Origin of the sequence: Urbifossiella limnaea (assembly GCF_007747215.1) — a bacterium.
GTDB classification, from domain to species: domain Bacteria; phylum Planctomycetota; class Planctomycetia; order Gemmatales; family Gemmataceae; genus Urbifossiella; species Urbifossiella limnaea.
In genome coordinates this window covers 4,148,249-4,173,824 of sequence record NZ_CP036273.1, presented here as the reverse complement: position 1 = coordinate 4,173,824, position 25,576 = coordinate 4,148,249, and the positions used below count along the sequence as shown (strand labels likewise).

Here is a 25,576-nt window from a genome sequence, read left to right as displayed (position 1 = left end):
CGAGTGGGCTTTTTTCGTTTCTTCAGGCTCACTCGTGACGGTACTTCACGACCCAGGGGTCGCTCGTCGCTTCCTGCCACGCCCGGCAACTCGCACGGAGCTGCCCCAGCACACCCGCCGCGGCCGGGTCAGCAGCCAGGTTCCGCAGCTCGTCCTGGTCGGCCGTGAGGTCGTACAGTTCCTCGCGCGGCCGGTTCAGGTACGCCGCCACGGTCCGCCGGCCGAACATTCGGTCGCCGCGGCTCAGCACGCCCTGCCACGTCGGCGACGCCCACAAGTCGCTGGCGTGCGGCACTTCCAGCCCGTGCGCCAGGTTGAGGAGGTACTTGTGCGTCCGGGTGCGGACCATCCGCGTCGGGTAGTACATCGTGATCTCGTGGAACTGGTGCGAGCCGTACACGTGGTTCCAGCCCTCCGGGTTTGCATGCGTCAGCCCGGGGGCGATCGAGCGGCCCGGAAGCCCCTTCGGAGCGGGAACGCCGGCCCAGTCCAGGATCGTCGGCGCGATGTCGGTCCAGCTCGCCATCGCGGCGGTGGTGGCGACGTGCTTCGTGCCCGGCCTGCGAACGACCAGCGGCAGGTGGACGCCGGGGTCGTACAGCGTCGTCTTCGCGCCCTGGAACGGCGGGCCGTTGTCGCTCAGGAAGATGACGAGCGTGTCGTTCAGCACGCCGGCCAGTTCCAGCTCGCGGAGCACGAGCCCGACGCCGTGGTCGAGCCGAGCGACCGCCTGAAGGTACTCGGCCCACTCGCCGCGGGCGTCGGCGTTGTCCGGCAGGAACGACGGGATCGCCACAGTTTTGGGATCGAACGTCACTGCCGGGACGCCGGCCGGTTGCTTCTCCTGGTTGCCGAACCCCTTTGCCGTGCGGTGGGGTTCCGCGAACCCGACGTGCAGGAAGAACGGCTTCCCCTCCCGACCGGCGAGGAACTGCCGCACCTGAGTAGCAATCTGCACGACGTTTCGGGCGGGTGCCTCGACGTGGAACGGGTACACCGCCTGCGGCAGAACGTGCAACTTGCCGACGACGCCCGTTCGGTAGCCGGCGGCGTTGAGGAGCTGCGGCAGGCTGCGGACCGTCCGGAAGCTGTGAACGTTGTGCTCGGCGTGTGCGTGCCCGAACTGGCCGCACTGGTGAGTCGGCATCCCGGTCAGGAGTGTGGCTCGGCTGGCACTGCACGACGCGACGCTGGCGAAGCCGTGGGTGAAGCGGGTCCCCTGGGCGGCGAGGCGGTCGAGGTTCGGGGTGCGGGCGGTGGCGTCGCCGTAGCAGCCGAGTTGCAACCCGAGGTCGTCGGCCACAAGAAGTACGACGTGCTTCGGTGCGTCAGCCGCGGCCGTCGGTGAGCTCAGGCCTGTGACCAGCGCGACGGCGAGTACATGGCGGAACATCGGATGAACCTCCGGAGAGACATGGGGTGAGTGTAGACGGTAGGTGCCCGGCCCTGGGCGTCGAACGGAGCGGTTGACAGGTGAACAAATGTAACCTATGGTTATCGTGGAGTCAACTCGCGGCCTCACAAACCGGCCGATTGTGCGGGCCGGCCGCCCGTTGCACCTTTCCACGCCGGCGGTTACATTCAATCTCAACACTCACCCACAACCCCTCTCCGCCATGAACCGCCGCACGTTCCTGAAGGCCGCTTCCGCCGGACCGCTGCTCCTCGGCACTACCGCTCGCGGGCAAACCGCCACGCCCGTGGTCGGCAGCGGCGAGCACCGCTACGAGTGCCACCACAACTGGGGCACGCTTCCGCCCGACTACGTCTGGCAGACCACACACAACGTCGCACTCGACGCCGAGGGGAACGTCTACATCACGCACCAGGGCGTCGGGAAGGGGATGGACACCGTACTGGTGTTCGACCCGCGCGGCCGGTTCGTGCGGTCGTTCGGCAAGGAGTGGCACGGCGGCGGCCACGGCATCGAAATCCGCCGCGAGGGCTCCGAGGAGTTCTGCTACCTGGCGAACACCTGGACGCCGACGATGAAGCTGGTGAAGACCGACCTGCGCGGCCGCGTCGTGTGGCAGAAGGGCCGGCCCGATTGCCCCGAGTACGCCCCACGGCCCGGCGGCAAGGAGCCGAACGGCATGATCACGCCGCCGTACAACCCGACCAACATCAGCTTCCTGCCGGACGGCGGGTTCACCGTCGGCGACGGGTACGGCTCGAACCACCTGCTCAACTACGACCGCGAGGGGCGGCTCGTGAAGGTGTTCAGCGGCACCGGCACCGACAAGGGGAAGTGCCGCACCCCGCACGGCAACTGGCTCGACACCCGCGACGCCGCCAACCCGCGCATCGTCGTCTGCGACCGCGCCAATGCCCGCCTTCAAACCTTCACCCTCGGCGGCGACGTCGTCGACGCCACCGAATCCGGCAAGTCGGTACTGTTCCCGGCGAACGCCGACACCCGCGGCAACGTGCTGCTGGTGCCGGACCTGCACGCCCGTGTGAGCCTCTTCGGGCCGGGGCTTACGCCGATCGTCCACCTCGGCGACGACGAGGAGTGGCGGAAGCGGGTGCTGGACGGGTTCAAGATTCGCCAGCAGCCGCGGGACTGGCTGCCCGGCAAGTTCGTCCACCCGCACGACGCGGCATTCGACAAGGACGGCAACATCTTCGTGGTCGAGTGGGTGTCCACCGGCCGGGTGACGTTCCTCCGCAAGGTGAGCTGACCATGCCCCCGCCGCCCCGCCGCGACCCGTTCCTGTCCGGAATGGCGCCCATCGACGCCGAGGTGCTCGACGCGGAAGTCCTGGACGCCGAGGTGCTCGACGCGGAAGTCCTGGACGCCGAGGTGCTCGACGCGGAAGTCCTGGACGCCGAGGTGCTGCCGGCGGAATCGGTGGAGCAACCGGCCGCGAAGGTGCCGCCACTGGAACTCGACGACGGCCCGGCGGCGGTGTTCGACCTCGACGCCCTCGACGGCGCGCCGCTCGTGCGAACGACGCCGGCCCCGCCGACGCCGGTCGTTGAGTCGCAGCCTCCGGCCCCGACCGGGGCCGACTTGTTGTCGCTGGACGTGGACCCGCCGCCGAAGCCGACCCGGATGTCGGCCCGGCCGGCGACGGCGACGCGGCCGGCTGTGCGGATCACCTTCGTGTGCCCCGGCGAGCAGTCCCCGTTCGGCGGGCGCGGTTGAATGCCCGCCGCTCCCCGGGTGGCCGCGCTCGCCCTCGGCCTGGTCTTGGCCGTGTTCATTACCGACCTGAACCTGCCGCTCGGCGTGGCGGCCGCAGTGCCGTACACGTTCGCCGTGTTACTGGCCCTCCGCGTCCCGGTCCCGTGGTTCGCGCCGGCAATCGCCGCTCTGTGCGGTGTTCTCACGGTGGCGAAACTGCACCTCCACCCCGAGCGCGGAACAACCGAGTACTGGAAGGTGCTCGTCAACCGCGCACTGGCCCTGTTCTCGATCGGCATGACGCTGTTCCTGGGCGTGCTGCGCCGTCGCGCGGAGGACGCCCGCCGCCGGGCCGAGGAGGAGACGCGCGAGCACCTGGCGGCGCTGGCCCACCTCGATCGACTACACTCCGCCGGGCAATTGGCGACCGGGCTGGCTCACGAGGTGAACCAGCCGCTCGCCGCGATCGGGCTCCAGGCGGAAGTGGCCGTCCGCCTCGCGGCGGAGACAGCCCACGGGCCGGCCCTTGCGGCGTGCCTCGAGGAGATCGCGGCGCAATCGCATCGGGCCGGCGAGATCGTAAACTCACTCCGGCGGATGACCGCGCGCGGTCACCCGGCCCCGGCCGCACTCGACGTGAACGAGGTCGTCGTCGGCGCCGTCCGCGTCGTCGAGTGGGAAGCCCGTCGTGCCGGGGCCGCCGTCTCCGTACAACTGAAAGAACCTCTCCCGCCCGTGTGGGGCGACCGCGTTCAGTTGGAGCAGGTCGTCTTCAACCTGCTGATGAACGCCGTCCAGGCGGTCACCGAGCAAGCCGGCCCGCGAGACGTTCGCGTCGAGACCGGGGCCGCGGCCGACGTGGTGATCGTGACCGTCCGCGACAACGGTCCCGGCCTCGGGGACGACGACCCGGACCGGGTGTTCGAGCGGTTCTACACGACGAAGCCGGGCGGCATGGGCGTCGGGCTGTCGATCAGCCGGGCGGTCGTGGAAGGGCACGGCGGAAAGCTGTGGGCCGCGAACGACCCGGCGGGCGGGGCGGTGTTCTCGTTCCACTTACCGGCCGACCAGAGGAACTGACCGACGTGGGTGTCGAGCCGACGATCTTCGTGGTGGACGACGACGCCGGCGTCAGCCGGGCGCTGGCCAGCGCCGGCGCGCTGCTCGGACACCCGGTGCGGGCGTTCGCGTCGGCGGCCGAGTTCCTCGCGGCGTACGACCCGGCCGCGCCCGGCTGCCTCGTGCTCGACGTCAAGATGCCGGGGATGACGGGCCTGGAACTGCAGCGAAAGCTGGCCGACGACGGCGTCCGGCTGCCGGTGGTCATGGTGAGCGGTCACGCCGACGTGCGGATCGCCGTGGAGGCGATGACGCTCGGGGCGCTGACGCTGTTGGAGAAGCCGTTCCGGCTCGACGAGTTGATGGCGCACCTGCGTACGGCGCTGGCCCGCGACGCGGCGGCGCGGGTCGCGGCGGAGCGGCAGGACGCTGCCGCGGCCCGGCTCGCGGCGCTGACGCCGAAGGAGCGCGAGGTGCTGGAGCGGATCGCCCGCGGGGCGACGAACAAGGACATCGCCGCCGAGCTGGGCCTGAGTGTGCGGGCTGTCGAAGACCGCCGGGCGCGGCTGATGAAGAAGATGGATGCCCGCTCGGTCGCGGATTTGGTGTGGGTCATCTCCGCAACCGGCGACCCCGGGGCGTAGTTACTTGAGCCGCTCGCCGACGGCATTCACCACTTCGTCCTCGGCGGGGAAGGTGCCGGTCGCCAGCTTCGAGTAGACGAGTTCGCCGTTCACGACCACCTCGAAGCAGCCGCCGCGTGAGACGGGATCAGCCGCAGGCTCAGAAGCTTCTGCTTGTACGCGGTGAGCACCTTGGCCGCCAAACTGACGGCCTTCGGCTCGTAACCTCACGCCGCGCAGTAGGTCAGGTCGATGGTCATAGATGCATCTTTGATGTGAGTCGGGGGTCAGGCAGTCCCGCCGCCGCCGCGGAGGAACGGCGTCAGGTCCATGCCGGTGTAGACGACCACGTAGGTGACACCGGCCGCTGGGTGGGCGTACAATTTCGTCGAGCAGTGCGACGCCTGTTCCTCGCGGAGGGCGTCCAACTTGAACGACGTGGCGCGGAAGGCGTACACCTTCGCCACCCCGGGGCCGTTCCGCTCCCGGAAGACGAGCACCGGTACGTCTCGACCCTGCACCGACTCGGTACCGGCGTGGATGAACAGGCTCGGGTCGAGTGGGGGAGGTTCCGGCAGCCGCTGAGACTTCAGGAATGCCGAGATCTGCTTTTCAGCCCCCTGCGGCATCGCCAGTTCGTCGCCCTGGGCGAGCATCCCCGCAACGTCTGCCTGGGGTCGCGCCGCGGAGTAGACGCCGAGCGCCAATCCGCACGTCACCAACACCGACGCGGCGGCGGCGAGCAACCGGAAGGTCCTACGCCGCAGCGCGGCTCCGCGACGGACGGAAGCTTCAGTGAACAACTGGTCGCGCAACCCGTCGGGGACCGGCACGGCCCGCATGGCGCGGCCGACTGCCGCGTCGAAGCCGGCGAGCGCCCGACCGGCCGCGGCACAGGCCGGGCAACAGGCCAAGTGGCGGTCGAGGGAAGCCATCGCGTCCGGGTCCAGGTCGTCGGACCCGGGGCGGCGGAGTCGCAGAAAGTAGTGAGCGTCGCGGCAGTCCATAAATCCAACGTTTCGCGCCGTCGCGGAGAGAGTGTACGCTCAGGTCGGCGGGTGGGTGCCGTTCGCGGCGGTTGGCGCCAGCCGTGTGCGAAGGTAAGCCCGCCCGCGGGCGATTCGGGACATCACGGTGCCGATGGGAATACCCATCTGCTCGGCGATGTCGGCGTAGCTGAACTCCTCGAAATGGAACAGAATCAGGGGCGTACGGAACGCCTCGTCCAGGTCGTCGAGTGCCTCCTGTAGCCGGGCCGGCTCGATGTCCGGTGGCTCCGCCGGCGCACGCTCCGCGAAATCCCCCACGGCGTCAAGGGGAACTGTCCGGTGCCGCTTGGCGTCGCGGACGCGGTGCAGGTAGGCGTTCCGCAAGATGCGGTAGAGCCAAGCCTTGGCACGGTCCGGGTCGCGGAGCTGGGGCAGCCGGTCGATCGCCTTGCGGAAGGCCTCCTGGGTCAGGTCTTCGGCGTCGGCCGCTGCGCCGGCGAGGCGGTACGCGTAGCGGTACAGCCCCTGATAGTGCTCGTCGATCAGCTGGTGCAGGCCGACAGCTGAGCCCATCACACCACCCTACATTGTGGGAACCCGAACCCGGGCACTTTATTCCCGAGAATGTTCGCCCGCACGGGTTTCCTCTTCAGCCGACACGGTGGCGGAGGGCGAACATTCCGCGGAATCGAAAAGGCGACAGTTGAGCCGGCTTCTCGGTGCAACGGATCGTAACCATCTGTCGGGTCGAATCTTGGGCGCGCTGATGCCGGTCGCTTCGAACCTGTACTCTGGCCCCACCGGCAAAAATGCGACTGCCGGGGGATTTTTCCGGGAATAAGTCCGGTGCGGTTGGGTCATGTGAGGCGTGGGCGGCGTCGGTTCGCTCGGTGCCCGCCCGACAGACGAGAGGACCGCGGTCGGACTGCCCGGCCGGGAGAGTTGCCTCCTCGTGTTTCCACCGCACCCCGTTCCTGTGGAGTTTCCGATGAAGAAGATCGTCATGGCTCTGGTCCTCGCCGTCACCGTCGTCGGCGTCGTGGGCTGCGGCGGCGCCAGCCCGACCACCAAGACCAGCGCCAAGTAAGTCGGTTCGGAGCACCGCTCCCTCGGGGCCGGTCGCTTCGGCGACCGGCCCCGTGTCGTTTGTGGCTTCCGTCCGAGAGGGAGATGATGCGACGCACCCAGGTTTGGCTGGCGGCATTGGCAGTACTGACGGGCATGTCGGCCGGCTGCGGCCGCGGCGGTGAGCGGAACAAGAACCTCGACCACGACCGCCCCAAGGCGACCGACCGGCGCTAGCCTCACGACCGAGTCCGATCATGAACAAAGCCCACCCGTTGCAGCGGGTGGGCTTTTCGCATCGGTACTACACGACATGGACCTCTCGCCTCACTGGGCGGGTTAGCCACCCTGGGTCATGCTCGCCAGGAAGTCGGCGTTCGTCTTGTGCTTCCCGAGTTGCTTCAGCAGCAAGTCCATCGCCTCCACCGGGTTCATGTCCGCCAGGACCTTGTGCATCATGTCGACGAGCCGCAACTCGTCCTCCGTCCGCAGCAGTTCCTCTTTGCGGGTGCCGCTGCGGTTGATGTCCACGGCCGGGTAGACGCGGCGGTCGACCATCCGCCGGTCGAGGTGAACCTCCATGTTGCCCGTGCCCTTGAACTCCTCGAAGATCACCTCGTCCATCTTCGAGCCGGTGTCGACAAGGGCCGTGGCCAGGATGGTGAGGCTGCCGCCCTCTTCAATGTTCCGGGCTGCGCCGAAGAACCGCTTCGGCTTGTGCAGGGCGGTCGCGTCGAGACCGCCCGAGAGCAACTTCCCGGAGCCCGGCGATGCCGTGTTGTACGCCCGCGCCAGCCGGGTGATGCTGTCCAGCAGGATGACCACGTCGGTGCCGTACTCCACCAGCCGCTTCGCCTTCTCGATCACCATCTCGCTGACCTGGATGTGCCGCTCCGGCGGCTCGTCGAACGTGCTGCTCACCACCTCGACCCGCTCCCCGATGACGGTGCGGCTCATGTCCGTCACCTCCTCGGGCCGCTCGTCGATGAGGAGGACGATGACGTAGCTGTCCGGGTGGTTTTTGATGATGGCGTTTGCCATCTTCTGGAGAAGCACCGTCTTGCCGGTCCGCGGCGGGGCCACGATGACGCCGCGCTGCCCCTTGCCGATCGGGGCCACCAGGTCGATCACCCGCATGTCCAACTCGTCCGGCGTCGTTTCGAGCCGGAGCCGCTGGTCCGGGTGGAGCGGCGTCAAGTCGTCGAAGACGGTCTTGTGCGTCAGCAGGTCGGGGTCCTGGTAGTTGATCGCCTCGACCCGCAGCAGGGCGAAGTAGCGCTCGTTCTCCTTCGGCGGGCGGACCTGACCGGCAACGACGCTGCCGGTGCGGAGGCCGAACCGGCGGATCTGGCTCGGCGAGATGTAGATGTCGTCGGGGCAGGGGAGGTAGTTGTAGTCCGGGCTGCGGAGGAACCCGAAGGCGTCCGGCAGCACCTCCAGCGTCCCTTCGCCGATCATCAGACCGTTCTGCTTCACCCGCGCCTTGATGATCAGGAAGATCAGGTCTTGCTTCTTCAGGCCGACCATGTCCTCCTTCGCGATGCCGTCCTCCCGCGCCGCGGCCTGGAGTTGGGCCACGGTCATGTGCTGGAGTTGGGTGATGAACGTGTTGCCGCGCTTGATCTCCTCATACCGCGAGTTCGTTTCGGCGTCGAATCCGTGCTCGCGGGTGTCGACAGGCGGTCGGGCCGGGGCCGGCGACCGCTCCACGATCCCGGCACCGAATTCGTCGTCCGGCTCGGGGCCGGCGGAGTGGGGTGTGTTGGTGGGCATGGTTCGGCGGAGTGTGGGCTTGGGTGTGACTTCCAGAATGTCCGACATGAAGGAACCTCCGACCGGCGGGCGATCGTTGAGGGTCGTGCGGCGGGTCCGGCGGGGCGGCGGGTGCCTGCCCGTGAACGCCGGTGACCGTGGTAGGACGAACCGCACGACCAAACAATTGGGGGGCCGACGAGTCGCGAAACGCAGTGATCGCGATTAGCCGGCCGGTATCCCCCAGTGACGAAGCAACTCATCCAACCTGCGGCCGAGCTCCTCAGGCCCGGCGTCGTTGACAACCACGGCGTGTGCCGCGGCCATTTTACGCTCGGCCGGCCACTGCGCGGCTTCGCGTGCTGCCAGTTCTTCTTCGCTCCAGCCGCTTCGGGCTGCGACCCGGGCCAGCCGCTGCTCGCGAGGGGCGTCCACGTAGACGACCTTGTCGCAAACCCCGTCCCAGCCGGCTTCTAGCATCACAGCGGCGTCCAGAACGACGAACCGGGCGGCGGGGTCGGCCTGTGCTGCGGCGAGCGCCGCCTCGGCCCGCACCCGGATATACGGAAGCACAACCGCTTCCAGGGCACGGCGTGCGTCATTTTTTTGGAAAACGATCCGGCCTACTGCGCGGCGGTCGATCCGGCCGTCAGGGCGAATGATGCTCGAATGATCGCCGAAAAGACGTATAATAGACTGTCGAATATCTGGTTGTTCGAGGGCGTCGTGCCCAAGGGCGTCGGCGTCCACCATAATGCCACCCCGGGCGGTGAGCAAGCGCGCGGCAGTACTCTTGCCAGCGCCGATACCGCCGACGAGCCCGATTACCGGCTTCGGTCCGTGCCGCCACCGAGACATTCCGGCTCCTGAAGTCAAACCCGCCGTCCGTGCGTAGACGCTGACTTACTTGACACTCGAAACGTCTAGCCAGTTCGGTCCGGCCGCGACGTCTACCTTCAGTGGTACGTTCAGGCTCATCGCCCCGGACATCTCCGTGCGCACCAAATCGACCACCGGTCTTAGGTCGTCCGGGTGAACCTCAAGAACCAATTCGTCGTGGACTGTCAGCAACAGGTGTGCGCGCAACCGGCTCTCGGACAGCCGGCGGTGGACGCCGAGGAGCGCTAACTTCATGAGGTCGGCGGCGCTCCCCTGGATCTCCATGTTGATCGCCTCGCGCTCGGCCGTCGAGCGCTGCTGGTAGCTCGACCGCGGGCGGATCGCGCTCGGGTCGAAGCGCCGACGCCGGCCCAGCAGCGTGCCGACGTAGCCCGTCTGCCGGGCCTTATTCAACAGGTCCGTCTGGTACTGAAGCACCTTCGGGTAGCGGTCGAAGTACGAGTCGATGAACTGGTCCGCCTCGGCACGGCTGATCCCGAGGCGGGCCGCAAGGCCGGTACCGCTCATTCCGTAGAGGACGCCGAAATTCACGGTCTTCGCCACGCCGCGCTGCGCCTTCGTCACCTCGGCTTCGGGCACGTTGAAAATCTGGGCCGCGACGATGGCGTGAACGTCCTTGTCCGCGGCGAATGCCTGCTGGAGTGCATCGTCGCTTGTGAAGTTTGCCAGCAGCCGGAGCTCGACCTGCGAGTAGTCGGCGGTCAGGATCAGCCACCCGTCCGGTGGCAGGAACGCCTGCCGAATCTGTCGGCCCTGCTCCGTCCGGGAGGGAACGTTTTGCAGGTTCGGGTCCGACGAGCTGAGCCGGCCCGTGGCCGCGACCGTCTGGTTGAATGAGGTGTGGACGCGGCCGGTGCTCGGGTTCACGAGCGCCGGCAGGGCGTCCACGTACGTGCCCTTCAGCTTTGCGATCTGGCGGTGCTCGATGATCTTGGTCGGCAGCGCGTGCCCGAGGGCCGCGAGTCGTTCGAGTGACTCCTGATCCGTGCTCGGCTCGCCCGTGGTGTCGGTCCGCTTCTGCACGGGCAGCTTCATCTCGTCGAAGAGGATCTCCCGCAGTTGCTTCGGCGAGCCGATGTTGAACGGCTTCCCGGCCAGTGCGTAGATGTCCGTCTCGGTCGTCGCCAGTTGCCCCTCCATCTCCTTCGACAGCTTCGCCAGGAACGGCACGTCCAGCCGCACGCCGTTGAACTCGAGTTCGGCCAGCACGTCGATCAGAGGTAGTTCCAGCGTCTCGTAGAGGGTGCGCAACCCGCCCTGATCGATCTCGGGTTCGAGGCGGTTGGCCAGGCGCAATGCGGCGTCGGCGTCCTCGCCGGCGTAAGCGGCCACCTTCGCGGTGCGGACCTGGGCCATGCCGATCTGCTTCTTCCCCTTGCCGATCAGGTCGCTGATCGGGATGTTTTCGTGGCCGAAGTAGTTCCGCGTCAGGTCGTCCAAACCGTGGCTCCGCTCGCCGGCGTGGAGCAGGTAGTGGGCGACCATCGGGTCGCCGGCGACGCCCGCGAGCCGTACGCCGGCCTGCCGCAGCACGAGCAGGTCGTACTTGATGTTCTGGTTGACCTTCTTCACCGCCGGGTTCTCGAACAGCGGCTTCAGCGCTGCCAGCACGCTGTCCGGGTCGAGCACCTGATCCTCGGCGGGGCCGCGAACGGGAACGTAGTACGCCTTCCCTTCCTCCCACGAGATTGCGTAACCGACGATGTCCGCACGGCGCGGTTCGAAGCTGGTCGTCTCCAGGTCGAAGACGAACCGCGGCTGCTTCGACAGGTCCGTGAGGAAGCCGGCGAATTTGACGGGTGTGTCAATCAGGGTGTACTCGCCTGTCCAATTGTCGGCCGGCGGCGGGGGCGGCACGACGGGGCCGTCGTTGTCGATGGCATCGAACAGTGACGGGCCGGTGGGCTTCGCCACCTTCGGACGACCGGCGTGTGCGGCTGCCTTCACAGCGGTCGGTTGTGAAGCGAGGCCAGCGTCTTCGAGGATAGCCGCGTTGCGGGCGGCGCCGCCGGCGGTCATCGTCTTGCGGACACGTTCGGCGAAGCCGCGGAAGCCGAACTCGTGAAACAATTCCAGCAACTTCTGCCCGTCCCAGTCGCGGCGCCGCCAGGTGTCCCACTCCATCGGCAGCGGCACCCGCGTGTCAAGTGTCACGAGCTTCTTCGACCGCTCCAGGTTGCCGTTGGCCACGGCCTCCTTCAGAGCCGCGCGCGCCTTCGGGCCACCGGGGAGTTCGTCGGCGTGCGCCACCACATCGGCCAGCGTCGGATACTGCTGCAGCCACTTGGCCGCGGTCTTGGGGCCGACGCCGGGCACGCCGGGGACGTTGTCGACGGCGTCGCCGACGAGTGCCTGAAAGTCGATGACCTGCTCCGGCCGCACGCCCCAGGTCGCCATCAGGCCGGCGGCATCCATCTCCTCCGCCTTGCGGAGGTTGAGGATCTTCACCTGCGAACCGAGACACTGCCGCAGGTCCTTGTCCGAGGAGCAGATGTAGACCGACAGCCCGCGCGCCGCACCTTCCGACGCCAGCGTCGCCATCACGTCGTCGGCCTCAAACCCGTCGGCCGACAGGAACGGGATGCGCATCGCGTCGAGCACCTGATCCACCATCGGCTCCTGGACGGTCAGGTCGGCCGGCGGTGGGTCGCGGTGGGCCTTGTACTCCGGGGCCAGTTCCTCGCGGAAGGTTTTGCCGCCGCGGTCCCAGGTGGCGATAAGGTAGTCGGCCCCGCGGTCGTAAAGCGACATCAGCGCCCGCGTGACGCCGAAAACGGCATTCGTCGGCCGGCCGTCCGGGGCGGACATCGGGCCGATCCCGTGGAACATCTGGTAGATGAGGCCGTGGGCGTCCAGCAGGTACAGGCTGCCCGCCGGCGGGGTGTCCGACATGGGGACCGATCCTTCCGCGCCCGGGGCAGGGTGGGGTGGGCGTGCGGGTTGTGGCGGGCGACACCCGGAACCCCGGCGCTCGGCGGCGGGGCGGGCGGACGGCAGAATGATGACGCGGATAGTGTACAGATGCCACGTCAGGTGTGTCAAGCCGGCGGTCGGCGGGCGTTGTAACCGGTAGCGCCGTCACCGCCGCCGCCGTAGTCGGCCCCACGTTCGTCTTTCGCGTTGACCGCCCGGCCGGCGCAGTTATCCTCATTTGAAGGGGCGTCGGCGTATAATCCCTGGGGCCGCACACGTCTCGACTCCCGTCGCCGAGGTACCGATGGCCAAGTCCGCGCCGAAAGAGACGAGCCTGCCGGTGGTGGTGTCGCTGGTCTTCTTCGTGCTCACCACGATCGGGCTCGGGGTGTTCGTGTACGTCCTCTTCTCCGACCAGGAGGCGAAGGACGCCGAGGTGGCCAAGGCCAAGGACGAGGTGAAAAACCTCCGCGCCGAGGCCAAGGAGAAGGAATTGATCGCCCGCGCCCTCCGCGTCGCGGTCGGTGTGCCCGAGGCCGACGACCTGACCGTCCTGCAGGGCGACGTGAAGGAGGGTGACAAGGTCCAGCAGGAGATCAAGAAGGTCGCTGACGCGGTCAAGAAGAAGGCGCCCGAGCTGACCAAAGCCCAGGCCGACCGGTTCAACGCGGCCATCAAGGCGTTTGCCATGAACCCCGACGCCAAGGCGCTCGACCCGGCCATCGCCCCGGGTGAGTTCGACGCCTGGGCCGGCGAGTTCGACAGCCAGTTGCGGGCGCCGAGCCTGGACAAGACACTCCTTGGCCTGGCTGCCCGTGCCCGGGTCCAGCGCGACCTGGCTCTGAACCAGTCGGCGGACACGACCGCCGCCTACGCCGACGCCCTCACCAAGCTCGACGCCGCCTCGAAGGCGTACACCGCCGCCAACAAGCTCTTCGCCGACCGGGCCGAGCAACTCCCCAAGGAGTTCAAGGCGAAGATGGACGAGCTGGAGAAGACGCTCAACAGCAAGACCGCCCTGTACATGAAGGACGTGGGCGACCTGCGGGCCAAGTTCGACGAGCAGACGGCGGCCCTGGAGAAGGTGACGGACGAGAAGCGGCGGGTGGCGGGCGACTTCGACGCGCTGAAGGGCGTGAACCGGATTCTGCTCGACAAGATCAAGCCGCCGGACCCGCTGCAGTACGACGAGCCGCAGGGGAAGATTACCCGCCGCCTGCCGAACAACCTCGTCGAGATCGACCTGGGCTCCGGCTCGCTCGTCACCCCAGGGCTGACGTTCAGCGTGCTGCCGATCGACTTCCAGGAGAAGGGGAAGGCGTCGCAACTGCGGACGTTCCGCATGCCCGACGAGCGCGGCATCATGCGGACGCGGACGGAGTTCGTCCCCAAGGGGACGATCGAGGTGATCGAGGTGCTCGGGCCGTCGCTCTCGCGGGCGCGGATTACCGGCGAGCACGACGCCATCAGCGAGGCCGTGCTGGCCGGCGACTTGCTGTACAACTCGGTCTGGCGGCGCGGAGTCGGCGACCACATCGCCCTCATCGGCGTCTTCGACATCAACGGCGACGGCACCGACGACGTTGAGGCCGTCGAGCGCGACCTGCGGCGGATGGGCGTGGCGGTGGACGCCGTGTTCGACCTGCGAACGGGTGCGTGGAAAGGGCGGCTCACCGACCGGACGAGGTACGTCGTCGAGGGGTACCAAATTCCGGTGTCGGCGAACGACCCGCACCAGGCGGCGAAGGCTCAGCTGATCAGTAAGCTCGGCGCGGCCCGGCAGGAGGCCGTGGGGAAGGCGATCCAGATCGTCAACTTCCGCGACTTCTTCGGCCGCACAGGTTACCGGGTGAACCCGAACGTCCCCGAGTCGCAGATCTCGCGGGCCGTGTCGAGGTACTTCGGGGCCGTCGGGACGGACCCGATGCCGATGGTGCCGAAGGACTGAGGTCGACGCGAACGCCCACCCGTTACGACGGGTGGGCGTTTTCGTTTCGTCACACCAATTCCACGCTGTCGTCTTCCACCGCAACCGCCGCCGAGTATCCAGGTGCGGGGCACCAGTCGGCCACGGCCCATGCAGAGCCAGCCAACTGTGGGTGTCGCGCGGCCAGCACCGCCGCGGGACGGGCGGGGTCGAGTTCCACGTCGAAGGCGTCGAGGACGTGCATCGTCGCCCCCGCAGCCTTGATGACCGCCTCCTTGCACACCCACCCGCGGTAGAAGGCGTCCGGCCGCACTGCGGCACTCAGATCGTGGTAGACGGCGCGCTCAGCCGGGGAGAAGAATCGTTTCACCAGCCCGTCGGCATCGGGAATTGTGCGGCGCTTTTCCGCGTCTACGCCGACGCGCACGCCGGCGACCGCCACGAGCGCCAGGCCGGGCGTGTGTGTCAGGTTGAAGTGCAACCCCCCACTGGCGAGTTCCGGCTTGCCGCCGGCCGCGACGACAATCGGCACTCGTTGTGGGGCCAAATCGAGGTAACCGCCGAGGAGCCGGCGCAGCGCCCCGCGCGCGAGTGTGAACTGGTCGCGCACCTCCTTCACGCGGTACCGCTCGGCGCGGGCCCGCTCGTCTTCCGTCAGCAGGCTTGCGAGAAGGTCCGCGGCGACCGGGGGGCAGTTCAGGTCGATCACCCAAACGTGGCACTCGCCGACACCGGGCGCTTCGGTTACAGGATCGGCGGGGCAGGGGCGGACGCGGGCGCGCATGCCGTCGGACACCTGGGTTGTGGGACTTATTCAGCTGACCGCGGCAGTATACTCACCGCGTCACACCTCTGGAGGCCAACCCGTGACCCGCGCTGCCGTCGCCGCCCTACTGATGTGTGTCGCCCCCGCCGTCGCCGACCCGCCGAGCCCGCCCGCCGCGGCTGACGAGGCCGCGGTGCGGAAGGTGCTCACCGCTCAGGTCGAAGCCTGGAACAAGGGCGACCTGGCCGGGTTCATGGCCGGCTACTGGAACGACGAGCGGATGACGTACATCTCGGGGGCGAAGTCGGTCCGCGGCTGGAAGGCGCTGCACGAGCGCTACCGGGTGGCGTATCAGGGCGAGGGGAAGGAGATGGGAAAGCTGTCGTTCTCCGACCTGGACAGCGAGGCGGTCGGCAGTGGGGCGGTGCTGGTCCGAGGCAAGTGGGAGGTGACCGTGGGCAAAGACGCCGTTGGTGGCTGGTTCACGCTGCTGTTCCGCAAGCTGCCGGAGGGGTGGAAGATCACCCACGACCACACCTCGAAGTAAGCGAGACGCGGTCTCGAACCGTACAGGTGGTGGGCTTCTCGCCGTCGTCCTCACACGTCGCCAAGCAGCTGCGGCACCTTCTCGCGGAGGTGATCAATCTCCTGGTGGGTCTCGCCCAGGTACGTCAGTAGCCGCAGGTCGTCGCGGCTCACGGTGCCGCCGCCGAACACCCAGGCCCGCACGCGGAACAGTTTGTACAGCTTCACCAACTTGCGGTCGGAGATGAACACCTTGTCCTCTCGGACCAGCGTCTTCACCAGCCGCTGGAACTCACGGAACACGTCGGCCGGGAAGAACAGCTGCCGGTCGGTCTGCTCCTCGCCGCGGCCGTCGCCGGTGCGGCGGGCGAACAGGAGCGTCAGGTAGCGGTTCGCCTTCAGCAGGTCGTCGAGCGAGCAGTGCCCCTCGGCCCAGGGCTTCTGGTTCAGCCCGCGGTACGCCTCCGCCCGCAGCCCGGCGTCGATCAGCTCGGTGAAGTGGTCGTCCTGCACCGAGCGGCTCTGCACCTTCAGTACGAACCGGTCCTTCAGCGCCGCCAGTTCGCCCTGTTCGGGTACCTCGTTCGTGGCCGCGAACAGTACCCGCAATGGCACCGGCTCCGGCTTCCCCTCCTGGTAGAACTTCTTCTCGTTGATGATCGTCAGCAGGATGTTCAGGATCGCGGAGTTGCTCTTGAAGATCTCGTCGAGGAAGACCAGCCGCGCGGTCGGCAGCTTCCCCTCCTTCTTGCGGATGTAGCGGCCGGCGCGCAACTCCTGGATGTCGATGGCGCCGATGATCTCGCTCGGCTCGGTGAACCGCGTCAGCATGTACTCGAAGTAGTCGGCCTCCTCGATGCCGAGAGCGTCCTTGAACTTGAGGATCAGGTCACTCTTGGCGGTGCCGGGCGGGCCTACGAGCAGCAGCGGTTCCTGGGCCACGGCGGCGACGACCATCAGGTCGATGATCTCCTGTTTGTTCACGAAGAACCGACCGAGCGACTCGCGGAACCGGTTGATCCGGGTGCGGAGGGCGTCGGCCTCGGCCTGGAGGTCGGCCAGCGAGAGGTCGTCAGGGGCGGGGTTTGCGGGCATCGGGTACGGATTCCGTGGCCGAGGTCGAAAGGGGAATTCTAACCGGACCGGCCGCCAGGGGGAATCTCGGCCGCGGGATGGCTCGATGACCCCGTATGTTATCCCACACGGCCGCCGCCCCCTCTCCCGGCGAGCAGCCGCGGTGTGCGCGGGAGACGACATGCAGGCGGCGGCACAGAAGGCCCTGGGCTCCGACATCCGCCTCCTCGGCGACCTCCTCGGCTACGCCATCCGTCGGCTTGCCGGCGAGGACGCCTACCAGCTCGTAGAGGAGGTCCGCGGTGCTGCCAAGGAGCTGCGGGCGAACCCCTCCCTCGACGAAGCCCGCCGCCTCCGCGACCGGTTAGGACAACTCGACCTGTCGGCGCTGCGGGGGCTCATCCGCGCGTTCAGCGTCTTCTTCGATCTCATCAACCTCGCCGAACAGCAGGCCCGGGTGCGGGCGTTACGCACCCGCGGCGGCGGCGGTTCCGAGTCCGCCGAGGCGGCGATCAGGCTCATCCGCGACCGCGGCACCGCCGTCGGCGAGCTGGCCGACCACCTGGCTCGCGCCATCGTCGTGCCGGTGTTCACGGCACACCCGAGTGAGGCACGACGGCGAACGGTACTGGAAAAGCTCGCCGCCCTCGCCGGCCATCTGGATCGACTCGAACTCGGCCCGCCGTCGGTAGCCGGGCAGGCGGACACGCTCCGCGCCGTCGCCGAGGAGGTGGAATCGTACTGGCTCACCGACACCGTCCGCGCCGCCCGCCCGACCGTGCTCGACGAGGTGAAGCAGGTGCTCGGCCTCGTCGAAACGCGATTGCTGGACGTGGTGCCGCGCGTCTACCGCCGTGTGGAGGCGGCGCTGAACCGCGTGTACCCCGGGGCCGATCGACCGGTGCCGGCGTTCCTCCGCTTCGGGTCGTGGATCGGTGGCGACCGCGACGGGCACCCGAACGTGACGCACTCCGTCACCGCCGACGCGGTTCGCCTCGGGCAGGAGACGATCCTCCGCCACTACCTCACCCGCGTCGACGAACTCGGCCGCCGGCTCAGCCACTCGGACCGCTTCGCCGCCGTCGGCCCCGAGTTGCGGGAATCGGTCGCTGCCGACCGGCTACTGTTGAAGGTGGCAGCCGAGACTCGGGATCACGAGCCCTACCGGGCCAAGTGCCTTCTCATCGCGGAGAAGCTGCGGCGGACGCTCGACTACGTCCGCACGCACGCCCCCGACTGGGCCGCCGAGTTTGCTCCGCCCGCCGGCGTGTACCTCGGCCGCGACGGGCTCCTCGCCGACCTACGTGTCATCGAATCCGACCTGCGCCGCTCCGGCGCCACGGCCGCGGCCGACGGTGCGGTCAAGGACTTCGTCCGCCTCGTGGACGTGTTCGGCGTCCACCTGCTGACGCTCGATCTGCGGCAGCACAGCGGGCGGCACGAGCAAGCCGTCGCCGAGGTGTTCCGCGCCGCCGGCGTGTGTGCGAACTACCTCGACCTGTCGGCCGACGAGAGGTTCGACGCCCTCGCCGCGGAACTGGCCGGAACCCGGCCGCTGATCCCGGCACGGCTGGCGTACTCGGCCGACGCGTGCGAAGTGATCCAGACCTTCCGCACGATGGTCGCTGTACTGGAGCAGCAGTCGCCGGACGCGCTCGGCACCTACATCATCAGTTCGACCACAACCCCCGCGCACCTCCTCGAAGTGCTGCTACTGGCCCGCGAGGCAGGGCTGTACCGACCCGCCGATGGCGTCAGCCGAATCGACATCGTGCCGCTCTTCGAGGCGCTTGAGCCGCTCCAGACCGCGAAAGCGATACTCGCGAAGCTGTTCGCGCTTCCGGTGTACCGGCGGCAGCTCGACCTGCGAGGCCGGCTCCAGGAGGTGATGATCGGGTATTCGGACAGCAACAAGGAGAGCGGCTTCCTTCAGTCGGCGTGGGCGCTGTACCGTGCGCAGGAGGATCTCACCGAGCTCGGCCGTGCCGAGGGAATAGCGGTTCAGTTCTTCCACGGCCGTGGCGGGGCGGTCGGCCGCGGCGGCGGCCCTGCCAACCGCGCGATCCTCGCGCAGCCGCCGGGCACGGTCGATGGTCGGTTGCGGGTGACGGAGCAGGGCGAGATGATCGCCGACCGCTACGGGCACTCGGCGATCGCGGAGCGACACCTCGAACAGGTCGTAAACGCGGTGCTGCGCACGAGCTTCCCCGACGACGCGTCCCGCCCCGAGCCGGCGTGGGTGGAGGCGCTCGACGGCCTCGCCACCGCCGCCCGCCGGCACTATCGGGAGTTCGTTTACGACGACCCCGAGTTCCTGCCGTACTTCGAGCAGGCTACGTGCGTCGGCGAGATCGCCGAGCTAAAAATCGGCTCGCGACCCGCGCGCCGTAGTGCCACGCGGTCGATCGAGCAACTGCGGGCGATCCCGTGGGTGTTCAGCTGGATGCAGAGTCGACACACGCTGCCGGGGTGGTTCGGGCTCGGGTCGGCCGTGAGGGAGTTCCTCGCCGCCCGCCCGGCCGGGCTTGCGATGCTCCGCGAGATGTACCGGCGCTGGCCGTTCTGGACGACGCTCATCGACAACGCCCAGATGATCCTGGCGAAGGCCGACCTGGTGATCGCCCGACTCTACGCCGACCTCGTGGACGATTCGGCTCTGGCGGCCCGGGTCTACGGCCGCATCGAGGCCGAGTACCGCGCCACCGCGGACGCCGTGTGCAGCATCACGGAGCAAGCAACCTTGCTGGAACGGACACCGATTCTGAAGACGTCGATCGAACGCCGCAACCCTTACGTAGACCCGCTGAGCTTCATCCAGTTGGTGCTGCTTAAGCGGTTGCGGGCCGGGGACGGGCCGCGGGAGGAGTTGGTGACGGCGGTGCTGGAAAGCATCAACGGCGTAGCTAGCGGGTTGAAGAACACCGGGTGAACGCGAAAAGCCCGGGGACAGCCGTCCCCGGGCTTCGTCGCGAGTCGGGCGGGTGTTACTTCGCCTTCTCGACCTTGGCCTTGGTGATGGTCAGCTTGTCACCGTCCTTGCCGGCCGTGCCGGTGACCTTAACCGCCAGCTCGTTCCCGGCCGGGCAGACGGCGCCGTGGAACTCCTTGCTGTCGATGTAGTAGGTCAGCGTCTTCTCGCCGGCCTTCACCTTCACCGCGTGAGCGCACTTGTCGGTCTCGTTCAGGGTGCACTTGGTGCACACCAGCTTCCCCTCGACCGTGGTGGCCTTCGCCTTGTCCTTCGCCTTGTCCTGGGCGTCGATCGAGTTGCCGGCGGAGAGCACGACGGCCAGACCGAGGGCGGCCGCGAGAGCGTAGCGGAGCATCGGATGGGTTCCATCAGGCGGGTTCAGGCCGGCCCCCGCGCGGCCCAACGCAGGCGCGCGGATCCGTCCAGTCCGGGTACTATACCTATCGGTTCCGTCGGGTGCAACAATCTGCGCAAAATCATTTCCACCCGCGTAATCAGTCACCCATCGCGTATGACACGGGCGGCGCCGACACGGCCGACAGGGTTGCCATCTTTCGCAGTGCGGCGCGGAACCGCCCAGTCTCGGCGGTGTGCGTGAGGATGACGAGCGGCACCGGCTCCGTGGCCCCTTCGCCCGCCTCGTGCTGGACGACGCTCGAAATGCTGATCCCCTCGTCGGCGAGGATGCGAGTGATGTCGGCCAGGACACCCGGCCGGTCGGCGACGGTCAGCCGTAGGTAGAACCGGCTCCGCACCCGCTCGACCGGCTCGACCACGAACCCCTTCCCCTCGCGTGACCACAGTCGCGCCGCCGCGAACGTGGCCTGAGCGCGGCCGACCGCCAGGTCGATCAGGTCGGCGACGACCGAGCTGGCGGTCGGCATCATACCGGCGCCCGGCCCCTGATAAAGCGTCTCGCCGACCACGTCGCCGTGGACCGAGATGGCGTTGAACGCCCCTCTCACCTGAGCGAGCAAATCGGTCCGCCGTAGTAGCACAGGGGCGACGTGCAGCGCGACTTCGCGGCCGCCTGTCGTGCTCTCGCCGGTCCAAGCCTCGGCGAGCAACTTGATGGTGTAGCCGAGTTCGCCGGCGAAGCGGATGTCCTGTGCGTCGAGCGTGTCGATCCCGCGGCGCTCGATCTGTTCCGGCCGGGCGGACACGCCGAAGGCGATTTGCGCGAGAACGGCCAGTTTGTGGGCGGCGTCGCTGCCGTCCACGTCGAGCGTCGGGTCGGCCTCGGCGTAGCCGAGGCGCTGGGCCTCGGCGAGCGCCGCCGGGTAGGACATGCCGCGCTCGGCCATGCTCGTCAGGATGAAGTTCGACGTGCCATTCAGAATGCCCTGGATGGCCGTGACCTGGTTGGCGGCCAAACTCTCGCCGAGCGCCCGGATGATCGGCACGCCGCCGGCGACCGCGGCCTCGAAGCACACCGTCCGCCCGGCGGCCCGCGCCGCCTCGAACACCTCGCCACCGGCCTCCGCGAGCAGCGCCTTGTTTGCAGTCACGACGTGCTTGCCGGCCGCGAGCGCGTCCAGCACGACGCGCCGGGCGACGGTCGTCCCGCCGATCAACTCGACCACCACGTCCACCCTGGGATCGGCGATCACGGCCGCAGGATCGGCTGTGACCACGCCCGGTGGCAGGGCGACCTCACGCGGCTTCTCGGGATGGCGGACGGCGACCCGACAGAGATCCAACGGCCGACCGGCGCGGCGGGCCAGGCGGTCCGGCTGTTCGAGTAGCAGTCTGGCGACGCCGGTGCCGACCGTCCCGCACCCGACCAACCCGACGCCGAGCGGCTCCGCCATCACGTTCTCCGTTGTGGTGCGGGGTGTTCTTACGGCCGGCCGCGGCCTAGAGGAGGGGGCGCCTGACGCAGTATTCAGGCCCGGCCCGAACAGACTGCCCGACCGGCACAACCCGGCGATTCGATTTGGCCGTGCGTGATTCACGACCTACGGTTGGGGTGCCCGCCCCGGTGCCGGGGCCGGCGCGAGACGCGATTATGATCGGCCGGATTTTCCTGGGTCGGTACGAGGCCAAGCGGCTCCTCGGCGAGGGGGGCATGGGCCGCGTTTACCTGGCCCGCCAGCTCGACCTCGGCCGCGAGGTCGTCATCAAGGTGATGCACGACCACATCGCCACCGACCCCAAGTTCTGCGACCGGTTCCAGCGCGAAACCCTTCTGATGGCCCGGTTCCACCACCCGGGCGCCGTCACCCTCTACGACGCAAGCCTGACAGACGGCAACGGGCCGTGCATTGTGATGGAGTACGTTAAGGGCGTGAACCTGGAGACACTTCTGGCGCGGAACGGGCGGATGAACGCGCCGCGCGTCGGCCGCATCCTCGGCGAGCTCTGCGAGGTGCTCCAGGCGGCACACGAAGAAGGGATCATCCACCGCGACCTGAAGCCGGCCAACCTGATGATCGTGGACCCCGACACGCCGCGCGAGCGGATCAAGGTCATGGACTTCGGCCTCGCCAAACTCATCGAGGCCGATCACGCCCGGAAGGTGACCGACACGAACGTCGACTTCGCCGTCGGCACGCCGGGGTACATTGCGCCGGAGCAGGTCCGTGGCGAGGAAATGGACCACCGCGGAGACCTGTACTCGGTCGGCGTGATGATGTACGAGCTCCTCACCGGCCGGCTGCCGTTCAGCGGACCGAACAGCATGGACATCCTGCTGGCACACGCGACCGAGCCGCCGCCGACGTTCGCCGAGATCGGCCTGAAGGGCTGGGTGCCTCGTGAGATCGAACAGCTCGTGATGCAGTGCCTGGCCAAAGACCCCGACGACCGCCCGCAGTCCGGTCGGGAACTTGCCGATCGGTTCGACACCGCACTCGCCCGCGCGCAGGAACGCGTGGACTCCAATCCCGGTCGGCCGGGGCTGCCCGACAGCCGTCCCTCCGGCTCGCGGCCGGGCACGCCGTTGCCGGGTGGCGTCGCCGCGGCAGTGCTCGAGGTGCCGCGCTCGACGGCCCGCGAGAACGCCGTGCTTCCCTTCCAGCTCGAAGCCTGGCTACCGGAGCGGATCGCCATCATGAAACTGCGCGGGTTCGTTCACGACGCCGACGGCGAAGTCGTGGAGAGCCTGCCCGGGCTGGTCCGCGTCCGACTCGGCGGGCGGGCCGGGGCCGGGGGCGGGCCGCTGTCGTGGTTCGGCATGCGCAAGGCTGGCTCGCCGCTCGACGTGGAACTCCACCTCCGACACGCCGACCCCACGCAACCGAGCCGGCTGACGGTCGATGTGCTTTTCCGCCCGGCCCACCCGACGCAGTTGGCCGACACGGCTTGGAAGCTGCGCTGCAACGCCGTCTTCGTCGAGCTTCGCTCCTACCTCATGGGACGCAGCTGAGCCTCTCCGCGTACAATCCCCTCCGTACTGCGACAGGATTCCGCCGCCATCGGGGTTAGACCCGCGACGGCCGATGGTATCCCCGTCGTCTCACGTCCCCGGAGGGTTCCGTAGATGTCCCGCGTCCTGCTCGCCGGCGCCTTTGCCATGCTGTTCGGCACTCAGGCGTCCGCCACCGACTTCCCGTTGACCGGTAGCAACACGAAAGTCGAGTTCGTCGGCACCAAGCCTGGGGGTAAGCACACCGGCGGCTTCTCCAATCTCGACGGTAAGGCCACCGTCGAGGGGACCGAGCCGGTGTCACTCAAGATCGACGTGACGATCGACACCGATTCATTGTACAGCGACGACACCAAGCTGACGGCCCACCTCAAGGCGCCGGACTTCTTCTCGGTGAAGGACTACCCGAAAGCCACGTTCAAGAGCACGAAGGTGGAGAAGACCGCGGCCGGCTATGCAATTACCGGCGACCTGACGCTGCTGGGGAAGACGAAGGGCGTGACCATGCCGGCGACGGTGACGGCGGGTGCGGACGCGCTGACACTCAAGAGCGAATTTCGCATCAACAAGACGGATTGGGGCATGACCTACGGCAAGGGGAAGATTGACGACGAGGTGACGCTCAAGGTGAGCGTGACCGCGAAGAAGTAACCCGCGAGTCCGTCATGCCCCCGCTGCCGCCGGCGAAGGACGTTCTGGACGCCCTGCATCACACCGTCTTGCCGGCCGCGGCAGGAGCGGCGATGGTGGTGTGTGTGTTCCTGTGTTTCGGCCGGCGGGCAGCGGCACTCGGGTCGGCGGCCGCAGTCGTCGTCGGCTTCGGCTGGGCGAATTTCACCTTCGAGGCCGTCAGCGGCGACAACACGGGGCGCGTAATTCCCTGGGTCGCTGAGCCCGACGCGCCCGCGTGGCACGCACTTCCGTGGGCAGGAGTGGTCCTTCTTGCGGCGGGTCTGGTGTCGCGTGGGATCGGCTTCCTCGTCGCGCGACTTCTTGATGAACGTCGCCGCTGGATTGCAAGTCTTCTGGTGTGGGTCGTTCGTGCCGGCGTCGTCGCGGTCGTCGCCCCTGGCCTGGTGCCGCTGGCGTGGGCGGCCGAAGTCGCTTGGCTGAAACCGGCCTTGGCGGCCGCCATGCTCGCGCTGTGGCTCGTGCTCGACCGCGCGGCCCGCGATAAAGCCAGCAGCGAAGTGACCGCGTACCTTGCGGCCGCGTTCCTCGCAGCGGGGGCGGTGCTGCTGTATCACCATACCGCCCGCTTCATGGACCTCGCAGTCATGTGCGGCTGTGCCGCCGCGGGCGTTGCCGTCGCCTCGTTCCCGACCCGTGCCGACGCCAGCGCTGCGGTGCCGCTCGGCGTCGTCGGGCTTCCGGGGCTCATGCTCAACGGCCGGTACCTCGTCGAGAGTCAGGTTCCTGTCACGTCCTTCTGCCTGGTAGCGCTCGCGCCGCTCGGCCTGATTCCATTCCTGATCCCCGTCGTCGCCCGTCTGCCGCGTTGGGTCGTGATCCTGCTCCGGGCGGTGTTCGTTCTCGCCCCACTCGTCGCGGCCGTGGTGTTGGCCGCGCAGCACGAGAAGCTGGCGTTCGAGGAGGAGTGGTGAGCCTCGGACGGGTTCATAGAGTAGCGGCACCGATCCCCCACGGTGCCCGGTCATGTTCCTCCTGAGCGCGTTCGCCGACGAAATCTCGCCCGACCCGCGAGTGCAGGTGTCGGTCCTCAAGGACTGCCGGGTGCGGTTCATCGAGTTCCGTTCGATCTTCCACACAAACGTGCTCGCGCTGTCCGACGAGCAGGTCCGCGAGTTCAAGAAGCTGCTCGACGACGAGGGGATCGGCCTGTCCGCGATCGGCTCGCCCGTCGGTAAGTACCCCGTGGACGCCGACTTCTCCCCGCACCTCGACAAACTCAAGCGGGCGATCGAACTGTGCGGTGTGTTCGGCACCCCGAACATTCGTGTGTTCAGCTTTTACCCGCCGGGGAACGACGTCGCGTTCGACCCCTCCGCGTGGCCAACCCACCGCGACGAGGTGATTCGCCGCATGGCCGCGATGGCCGAGCTCGCGGCGAAGTCGAAGGTGGTGCTTCTCCACGAGAACGAGCACCGCATCTACGGCGACTCGCCTGAACGTGTCCGCGACGTGCTGACGACGGTGAACAGCCCGGTCCTGCGCGCTGCGTACGACGCAGCCAACTACGCCTACTGTGGGTACGACCCGGTCGCCGGCTGGGAGCAGACGAAGGCGTGGACTACCCACCTGCACATCAAGGACTGGTACGCCGGTGGTCACGACGCGGGCCACAAGTGGGGCGTCCTCGCGGGCCACGGCGACGGCAAAATCGCCCACAGCATTCGCGACGCGGTGTCGCGCGGCTACCACGGTTTCGCCGTGATGGAGCCGCACCTCCGCGGCGGCGGCCCGACCGGCGGCGTGACCGGGCCAGACCTGTTCCCGCCGGCCGTGGAAGCGTTCCGCGCGATCCTCCGCGACTGTGACGGGCAGGAAGGCTGAAGCC

Annotated in this window: 23 protein-coding genes; 12 read left to right on the top strand and 11 right to left on the bottom strand. The window is 68.2% G+C overall.

Annotation, left to right across the window (positions count from 1 at the left end; all coding sequences use genetic code 11):
* Positions 1-28 precede the first annotated feature (28 nt).
* Positions 29-1,393 carry a sulfatase family protein gene (locus ETAA1_RS17090; protein ID WP_145240534.1) on the bottom strand — a complete coding sequence of 455 codons (1,365 nt, stop codon included), beginning with the start codon at positions 1,391-1,393 and terminating at the stop codon, positions 29-31.
* Positions 1,394-1,616: 223 nt separating this feature from the next.
* On the opposite strand from ETAA1_RS17090, the gene ETAA1_RS17085 reads away from it, so the two are divergent.
* The 4 genes from ETAA1_RS17085 to ETAA1_RS17070 are packed head-to-tail and all read left to right on the top strand — an operon-like array spanning position 1,617 to position 4,830.
* Positions 1,617-2,681, top strand: a complete 1,065-nt coding sequence (locus ETAA1_RS17085) for an NHL repeat-containing protein (protein WP_145240532.1) — start codon at positions 1,617-1,619, stop codon at positions 2,679-2,681.
* A 2-nt stretch (positions 2,682-2,683) separates the two neighbouring features.
* The gene (locus tag ETAA1_RS17080) at positions 2,684-3,148 is read left to right on the top strand and encodes a hypothetical protein (protein WP_145240530.1); all 465 of its coding nucleotides are present in this window, start codon (positions 2,684-2,686) and stop codon (positions 3,146-3,148) included.
* Positions 3,149-4,207 carry a sensor histidine kinase gene (locus ETAA1_RS17075; protein ID WP_145240529.1) on the top strand — a complete coding sequence of 353 codons (1,059 nt, stop codon included), beginning with the start codon at positions 3,149-3,151 and terminating at the stop codon, positions 4,205-4,207.
* A gap of 5 nt (positions 4,208-4,212) precedes the next feature.
* The gene (locus tag ETAA1_RS17070; RefSeq protein WP_145240527.1) at positions 4,213-4,830 is read left to right on the top strand and encodes a response regulator transcription factor; all 618 of its coding nucleotides are present in this window, start codon (positions 4,213-4,215) and stop codon (positions 4,828-4,830) included.
* Here ETAA1_RS17070 and ETAA1_RS32050 read toward each other — a convergent pair whose 3' ends face one another.
* Genes ETAA1_RS32050 through ETAA1_RS17055 form a run of 3 tightly spaced genes read right to left on the bottom strand, consistent with a single transcriptional unit; the run spans position 4,831 to position 6,371 of the window.
* Positions 4,831-5,040: an Rdx family protein gene (locus tag ETAA1_RS32050; protein WP_202920184.1), complete on the bottom strand. Its 210-nt coding sequence runs from the start codon at positions 5,038-5,040 to the stop codon at positions 4,831-4,833.
* Positions 5,041-5,096: 56 nt separating this feature from the next.
* Positions 5,097-5,816 (bottom strand): DUF3379 family protein, encoded by a 720-nt coding sequence (locus tag ETAA1_RS17060; protein WP_145240523.1) that lies wholly within the window; start codon positions 5,814-5,816, stop codon positions 5,097-5,099.
* A 39-nt stretch (positions 5,817-5,855) separates the two neighbouring features.
* Complete coding sequence (locus ETAA1_RS17055; protein WP_145240521.1) at positions 5,856-6,371, bottom strand: RNA polymerase sigma factor; 516 nt, start codon at positions 6,369-6,371, stop codon at positions 5,856-5,858.
* Positions 6,372-6,968: 597 nt separating this feature from the next.
* On the opposite strand from ETAA1_RS17055, the gene ETAA1_RS33475 reads away from it, so the two are divergent.
* Complete coding sequence (locus ETAA1_RS33475; protein ID WP_261341987.1) at positions 6,969-7,100, top strand: hypothetical protein; 132 nt, start codon at positions 6,969-6,971, stop codon at positions 7,098-7,100.
* Positions 7,101-7,202: 102 nt separating this feature from the next.
* On the opposite strand, the gene rho is transcribed toward ETAA1_RS33475, so the two are convergent.
* The 3 genes from rho to polA all read right to left on the bottom strand — a co-directional run bounded on the left by rho (position 7,203) and on the right by polA (position 12,407).
* Positions 7,203-8,636 (bottom strand): transcription termination factor Rho, encoded by a 1,434-nt coding sequence (gene rho / locus ETAA1_RS17050; protein ID WP_145244692.1) that lies wholly within the window; start codon positions 8,634-8,636, stop codon positions 7,203-7,205.
* A gap of 204 nt (positions 8,637-8,840) precedes the next feature.
* Entirely contained in the window at positions 8,841-9,473 is a 633-nt protein-coding gene (gene coaE / locus ETAA1_RS17045; RefSeq protein WP_145240519.1) for a dephospho-CoA kinase, read from the bottom strand.
* 45 nt (positions 9,474-9,518) lie between these two features.
* Positions 9,519-12,407, bottom strand: coding sequence for a DNA polymerase I (polA, locus tag ETAA1_RS17040; protein WP_145240517.1), 2,889 nt, complete (start codon positions 12,405-12,407; stop codon positions 9,519-9,521).
* A 325-nt stretch (positions 12,408-12,732) separates the two neighbouring features.
* Between polA and ETAA1_RS17035 the strand changes: the two genes are divergently transcribed.
* Positions 12,733-14,376 (top strand): hypothetical protein, encoded by a 1,644-nt coding sequence (locus ETAA1_RS17035; RefSeq protein ID WP_145240515.1) that lies wholly within the window; start codon positions 12,733-12,735, stop codon positions 14,374-14,376.
* Between the two features lie 49 nt (positions 14,377-14,425).
* On the opposite strand, the gene ETAA1_RS17030 is transcribed toward ETAA1_RS17035, so the two are convergent.
* Complete coding sequence (locus ETAA1_RS17030) at positions 14,426-15,139, bottom strand: 4'-phosphopantetheinyl transferase family protein (RefSeq protein ID WP_145240513.1); 714 nt, start codon at positions 15,137-15,139, stop codon at positions 14,426-14,428.
* Positions 15,140-15,221: 82 nt separating this feature from the next.
* Here ETAA1_RS17030 and ETAA1_RS17025 point away from each other — a divergent pair, with 82 nt between their 5' ends.
* Complete coding sequence (locus ETAA1_RS17025; RefSeq protein WP_238389239.1) at positions 15,222-15,668, top strand: YybH family protein; 447 nt, start codon at positions 15,222-15,224, stop codon at positions 15,666-15,668.
* A gap of 50 nt (positions 15,669-15,718) precedes the next feature.
* Here the strand turns inward: ETAA1_RS17025 and ETAA1_RS17020 are convergent, their stop codons facing one another.
* Complete coding sequence (locus ETAA1_RS17020; protein WP_145240509.1) at positions 15,719-16,741, bottom strand: AAA family ATPase; 1,023 nt, start codon at positions 16,739-16,741, stop codon at positions 15,719-15,721.
* A 160-nt stretch (positions 16,742-16,901) separates the two neighbouring features.
* Between ETAA1_RS17020 and ppc the strand changes: the two genes are divergently transcribed.
* The gene (gene ppc, locus ETAA1_RS17015) at positions 16,902-19,649 is read left to right on the top strand and encodes a phosphoenolpyruvate carboxylase (protein WP_145240507.1); all 2,748 of its coding nucleotides are present in this window, start codon (positions 16,902-16,904) and stop codon (positions 19,647-19,649) included.
* Between the two features lie 55 nt (positions 19,650-19,704).
* Here ppc and ETAA1_RS17010 read toward each other — a convergent pair whose 3' ends face one another.
* Together ETAA1_RS17010 and ETAA1_RS17005 are read right to left on the bottom strand one after the other, a co-directional pair.
* Positions 19,705-20,046 carry a hypothetical protein gene (locus tag ETAA1_RS17010; protein WP_145240505.1) on the bottom strand — a complete coding sequence of 114 codons (342 nt, stop codon included), beginning with the start codon at positions 20,044-20,046 and terminating at the stop codon, positions 19,705-19,707.
* Positions 20,047-20,185: 139 nt separating this feature from the next.
* Entirely contained in the window at positions 20,186-21,502 is a 1,317-nt protein-coding gene (locus ETAA1_RS17005) for a homoserine dehydrogenase (RefSeq protein ID WP_145240503.1), read from the bottom strand.
* Between the two features lie 197 nt (positions 21,503-21,699).
* Here ETAA1_RS17005 and ETAA1_RS17000 point away from each other — a divergent pair, with 197 nt between their 5' ends.
* From ETAA1_RS17000 to ETAA1_RS16985, 4 genes are all read left to right on the top strand, one after another.
* Positions 21,700-23,058 (top strand): serine/threonine protein kinase, encoded by a 1,359-nt coding sequence (locus ETAA1_RS17000; protein WP_145240500.1) that lies wholly within the window; start codon positions 21,700-21,702, stop codon positions 23,056-23,058.
* 114 nt (positions 23,059-23,172) lie between these two features.
* Positions 23,173-23,709 (top strand): YceI family protein, encoded by a 537-nt coding sequence (locus ETAA1_RS16995; protein WP_145240498.1) that lies wholly within the window; start codon positions 23,173-23,175, stop codon positions 23,707-23,709.
* Between the two features lie 14 nt (positions 23,710-23,723).
* A complete protein-coding gene (locus ETAA1_RS16990) occupies positions 23,724-24,662 on the top strand; it encodes a hypothetical protein (protein ID WP_145240496.1) in 939 nt (312 codons plus the stop codon).
* 52 nt (positions 24,663-24,714) lie between these two features.
* Positions 24,715-25,572, top strand: a complete 858-nt coding sequence (locus ETAA1_RS16985) for a sugar phosphate isomerase/epimerase family protein (protein WP_145240494.1) — start codon at positions 24,715-24,717, stop codon at positions 25,570-25,572.
* The last annotated feature ends 4 nt before the right edge of the window (positions 25,573-25,576 follow it).

What these genes read in the sequence shown, in the direction of transcription:
- polA (WP_145240517.1), bottom strand. Translation starts at nt 12,407, where the DNA reads ATGTCGGACACCCCGCCGGCGGGCAGCCTGTACCTGCTGGACGCCCAC.
- ETAA1_RS17080 (WP_145240530.1), top strand. Translation starts at nt 2,684, where the DNA reads ATGCCCCCGCCGCCCCGCCGCGACCCGTTCCTGTCCGGAATGGCGCCC.
- ETAA1_RS16985 (WP_145240494.1), top strand. Translation starts at nt 24,715, where the DNA reads ATGTTCCTCCTGAGCGCGTTCGCCGACGAAATCTCGCCCGACCCGCGA.
- ETAA1_RS17010 (WP_145240505.1), bottom strand. Translation starts at nt 20,046, where the DNA reads ATGCTCCGCTACGCTCTCGCGGCCGCCCTCGGTCTGGCCGTCGTGCTC.
- ppc (WP_145240507.1), top strand. Translation starts at nt 16,902, where the DNA reads ATGCAGGCGGCGGCACAGAAGGCCCTGGGCTCCGACATCCGCCTCCTC.
- ETAA1_RS17005 (WP_145240503.1), bottom strand. Translation starts at nt 21,502, where the DNA reads ATGGCGGAGCCGCTCGGCGTCGGGTTGGTCGGGTGCGGGACGGTCGGC.
- ETAA1_RS33475 (WP_261341987.1), top strand. Translation starts at nt 6,969, where the DNA reads ATGATGCGACGCACCCAGGTTTGGCTGGCGGCATTGGCAGTACTGACG.
- ETAA1_RS17075 (WP_145240529.1), top strand. Translation starts at nt 3,149, where the DNA reads ATGCCCGCCGCTCCCCGGGTGGCCGCGCTCGCCCTCGGCCTGGTCTTG.
- ETAA1_RS17060 (WP_145240523.1), bottom strand. Translation starts at nt 5,816, where the DNA reads ATGGACTGCCGCGACGCTCACTACTTTCTGCGACTCCGCCGCCCCGGG.
- ETAA1_RS17020 (WP_145240509.1), bottom strand. Translation starts at nt 16,741, where the DNA reads ATGCCCGCAAACCCCGCCCCTGACGACCTCTCGCTGGCCGACCTCCAG.
- ETAA1_RS17035 (WP_145240515.1), top strand. Translation starts at nt 12,733, where the DNA reads ATGGCCAAGTCCGCGCCGAAAGAGACGAGCCTGCCGGTGGTGGTGTCG.
- ETAA1_RS16995 (WP_145240498.1), top strand. Translation starts at nt 23,173, where the DNA reads ATGTCCCGCGTCCTGCTCGCCGGCGCCTTTGCCATGCTGTTCGGCACT.
- rho (WP_145244692.1), bottom strand. Translation starts at nt 8,636, where the DNA reads ATGCCCACCAACACACCCCACTCCGCCGGCCCCGAGCCGGACGACGAA.
- coaE (WP_145240519.1), bottom strand. Translation starts at nt 9,473, where the DNA reads ATGTCTCGGTGGCGGCACGGACCGAAGCCGGTAATCGGGCTCGTCGGC.
- ETAA1_RS16990 (WP_145240496.1), top strand. Translation starts at nt 23,724, where the DNA reads ATGCCCCCGCTGCCGCCGGCGAAGGACGTTCTGGACGCCCTGCATCAC.
- ETAA1_RS17085 (WP_145240532.1), top strand. Translation starts at nt 1,617, where the DNA reads ATGAACCGCCGCACGTTCCTGAAGGCCGCTTCCGCCGGACCGCTGCTC.
- ETAA1_RS17055 (WP_145240521.1), bottom strand. Translation starts at nt 6,371, where the DNA reads ATGGGCTCAGCTGTCGGCCTGCACCAGCTGATCGACGAGCACTATCAG.
- ETAA1_RS17030 (WP_145240513.1), bottom strand. Translation starts at nt 15,139, where the DNA reads ATGCGCGCCCGCGTCCGCCCCTGCCCCGCCGATCCTGTAACCGAAGCG.
- ETAA1_RS17090 (WP_145240534.1), bottom strand. Translation starts at nt 1,393, where the DNA reads ATGTTCCGCCATGTACTCGCCGTCGCGCTGGTCACAGGCCTGAGCTCA.
- ETAA1_RS17000 (WP_145240500.1), top strand. Translation starts at nt 21,700, where the DNA reads ATGATCGGCCGGATTTTCCTGGGTCGGTACGAGGCCAAGCGGCTCCTC.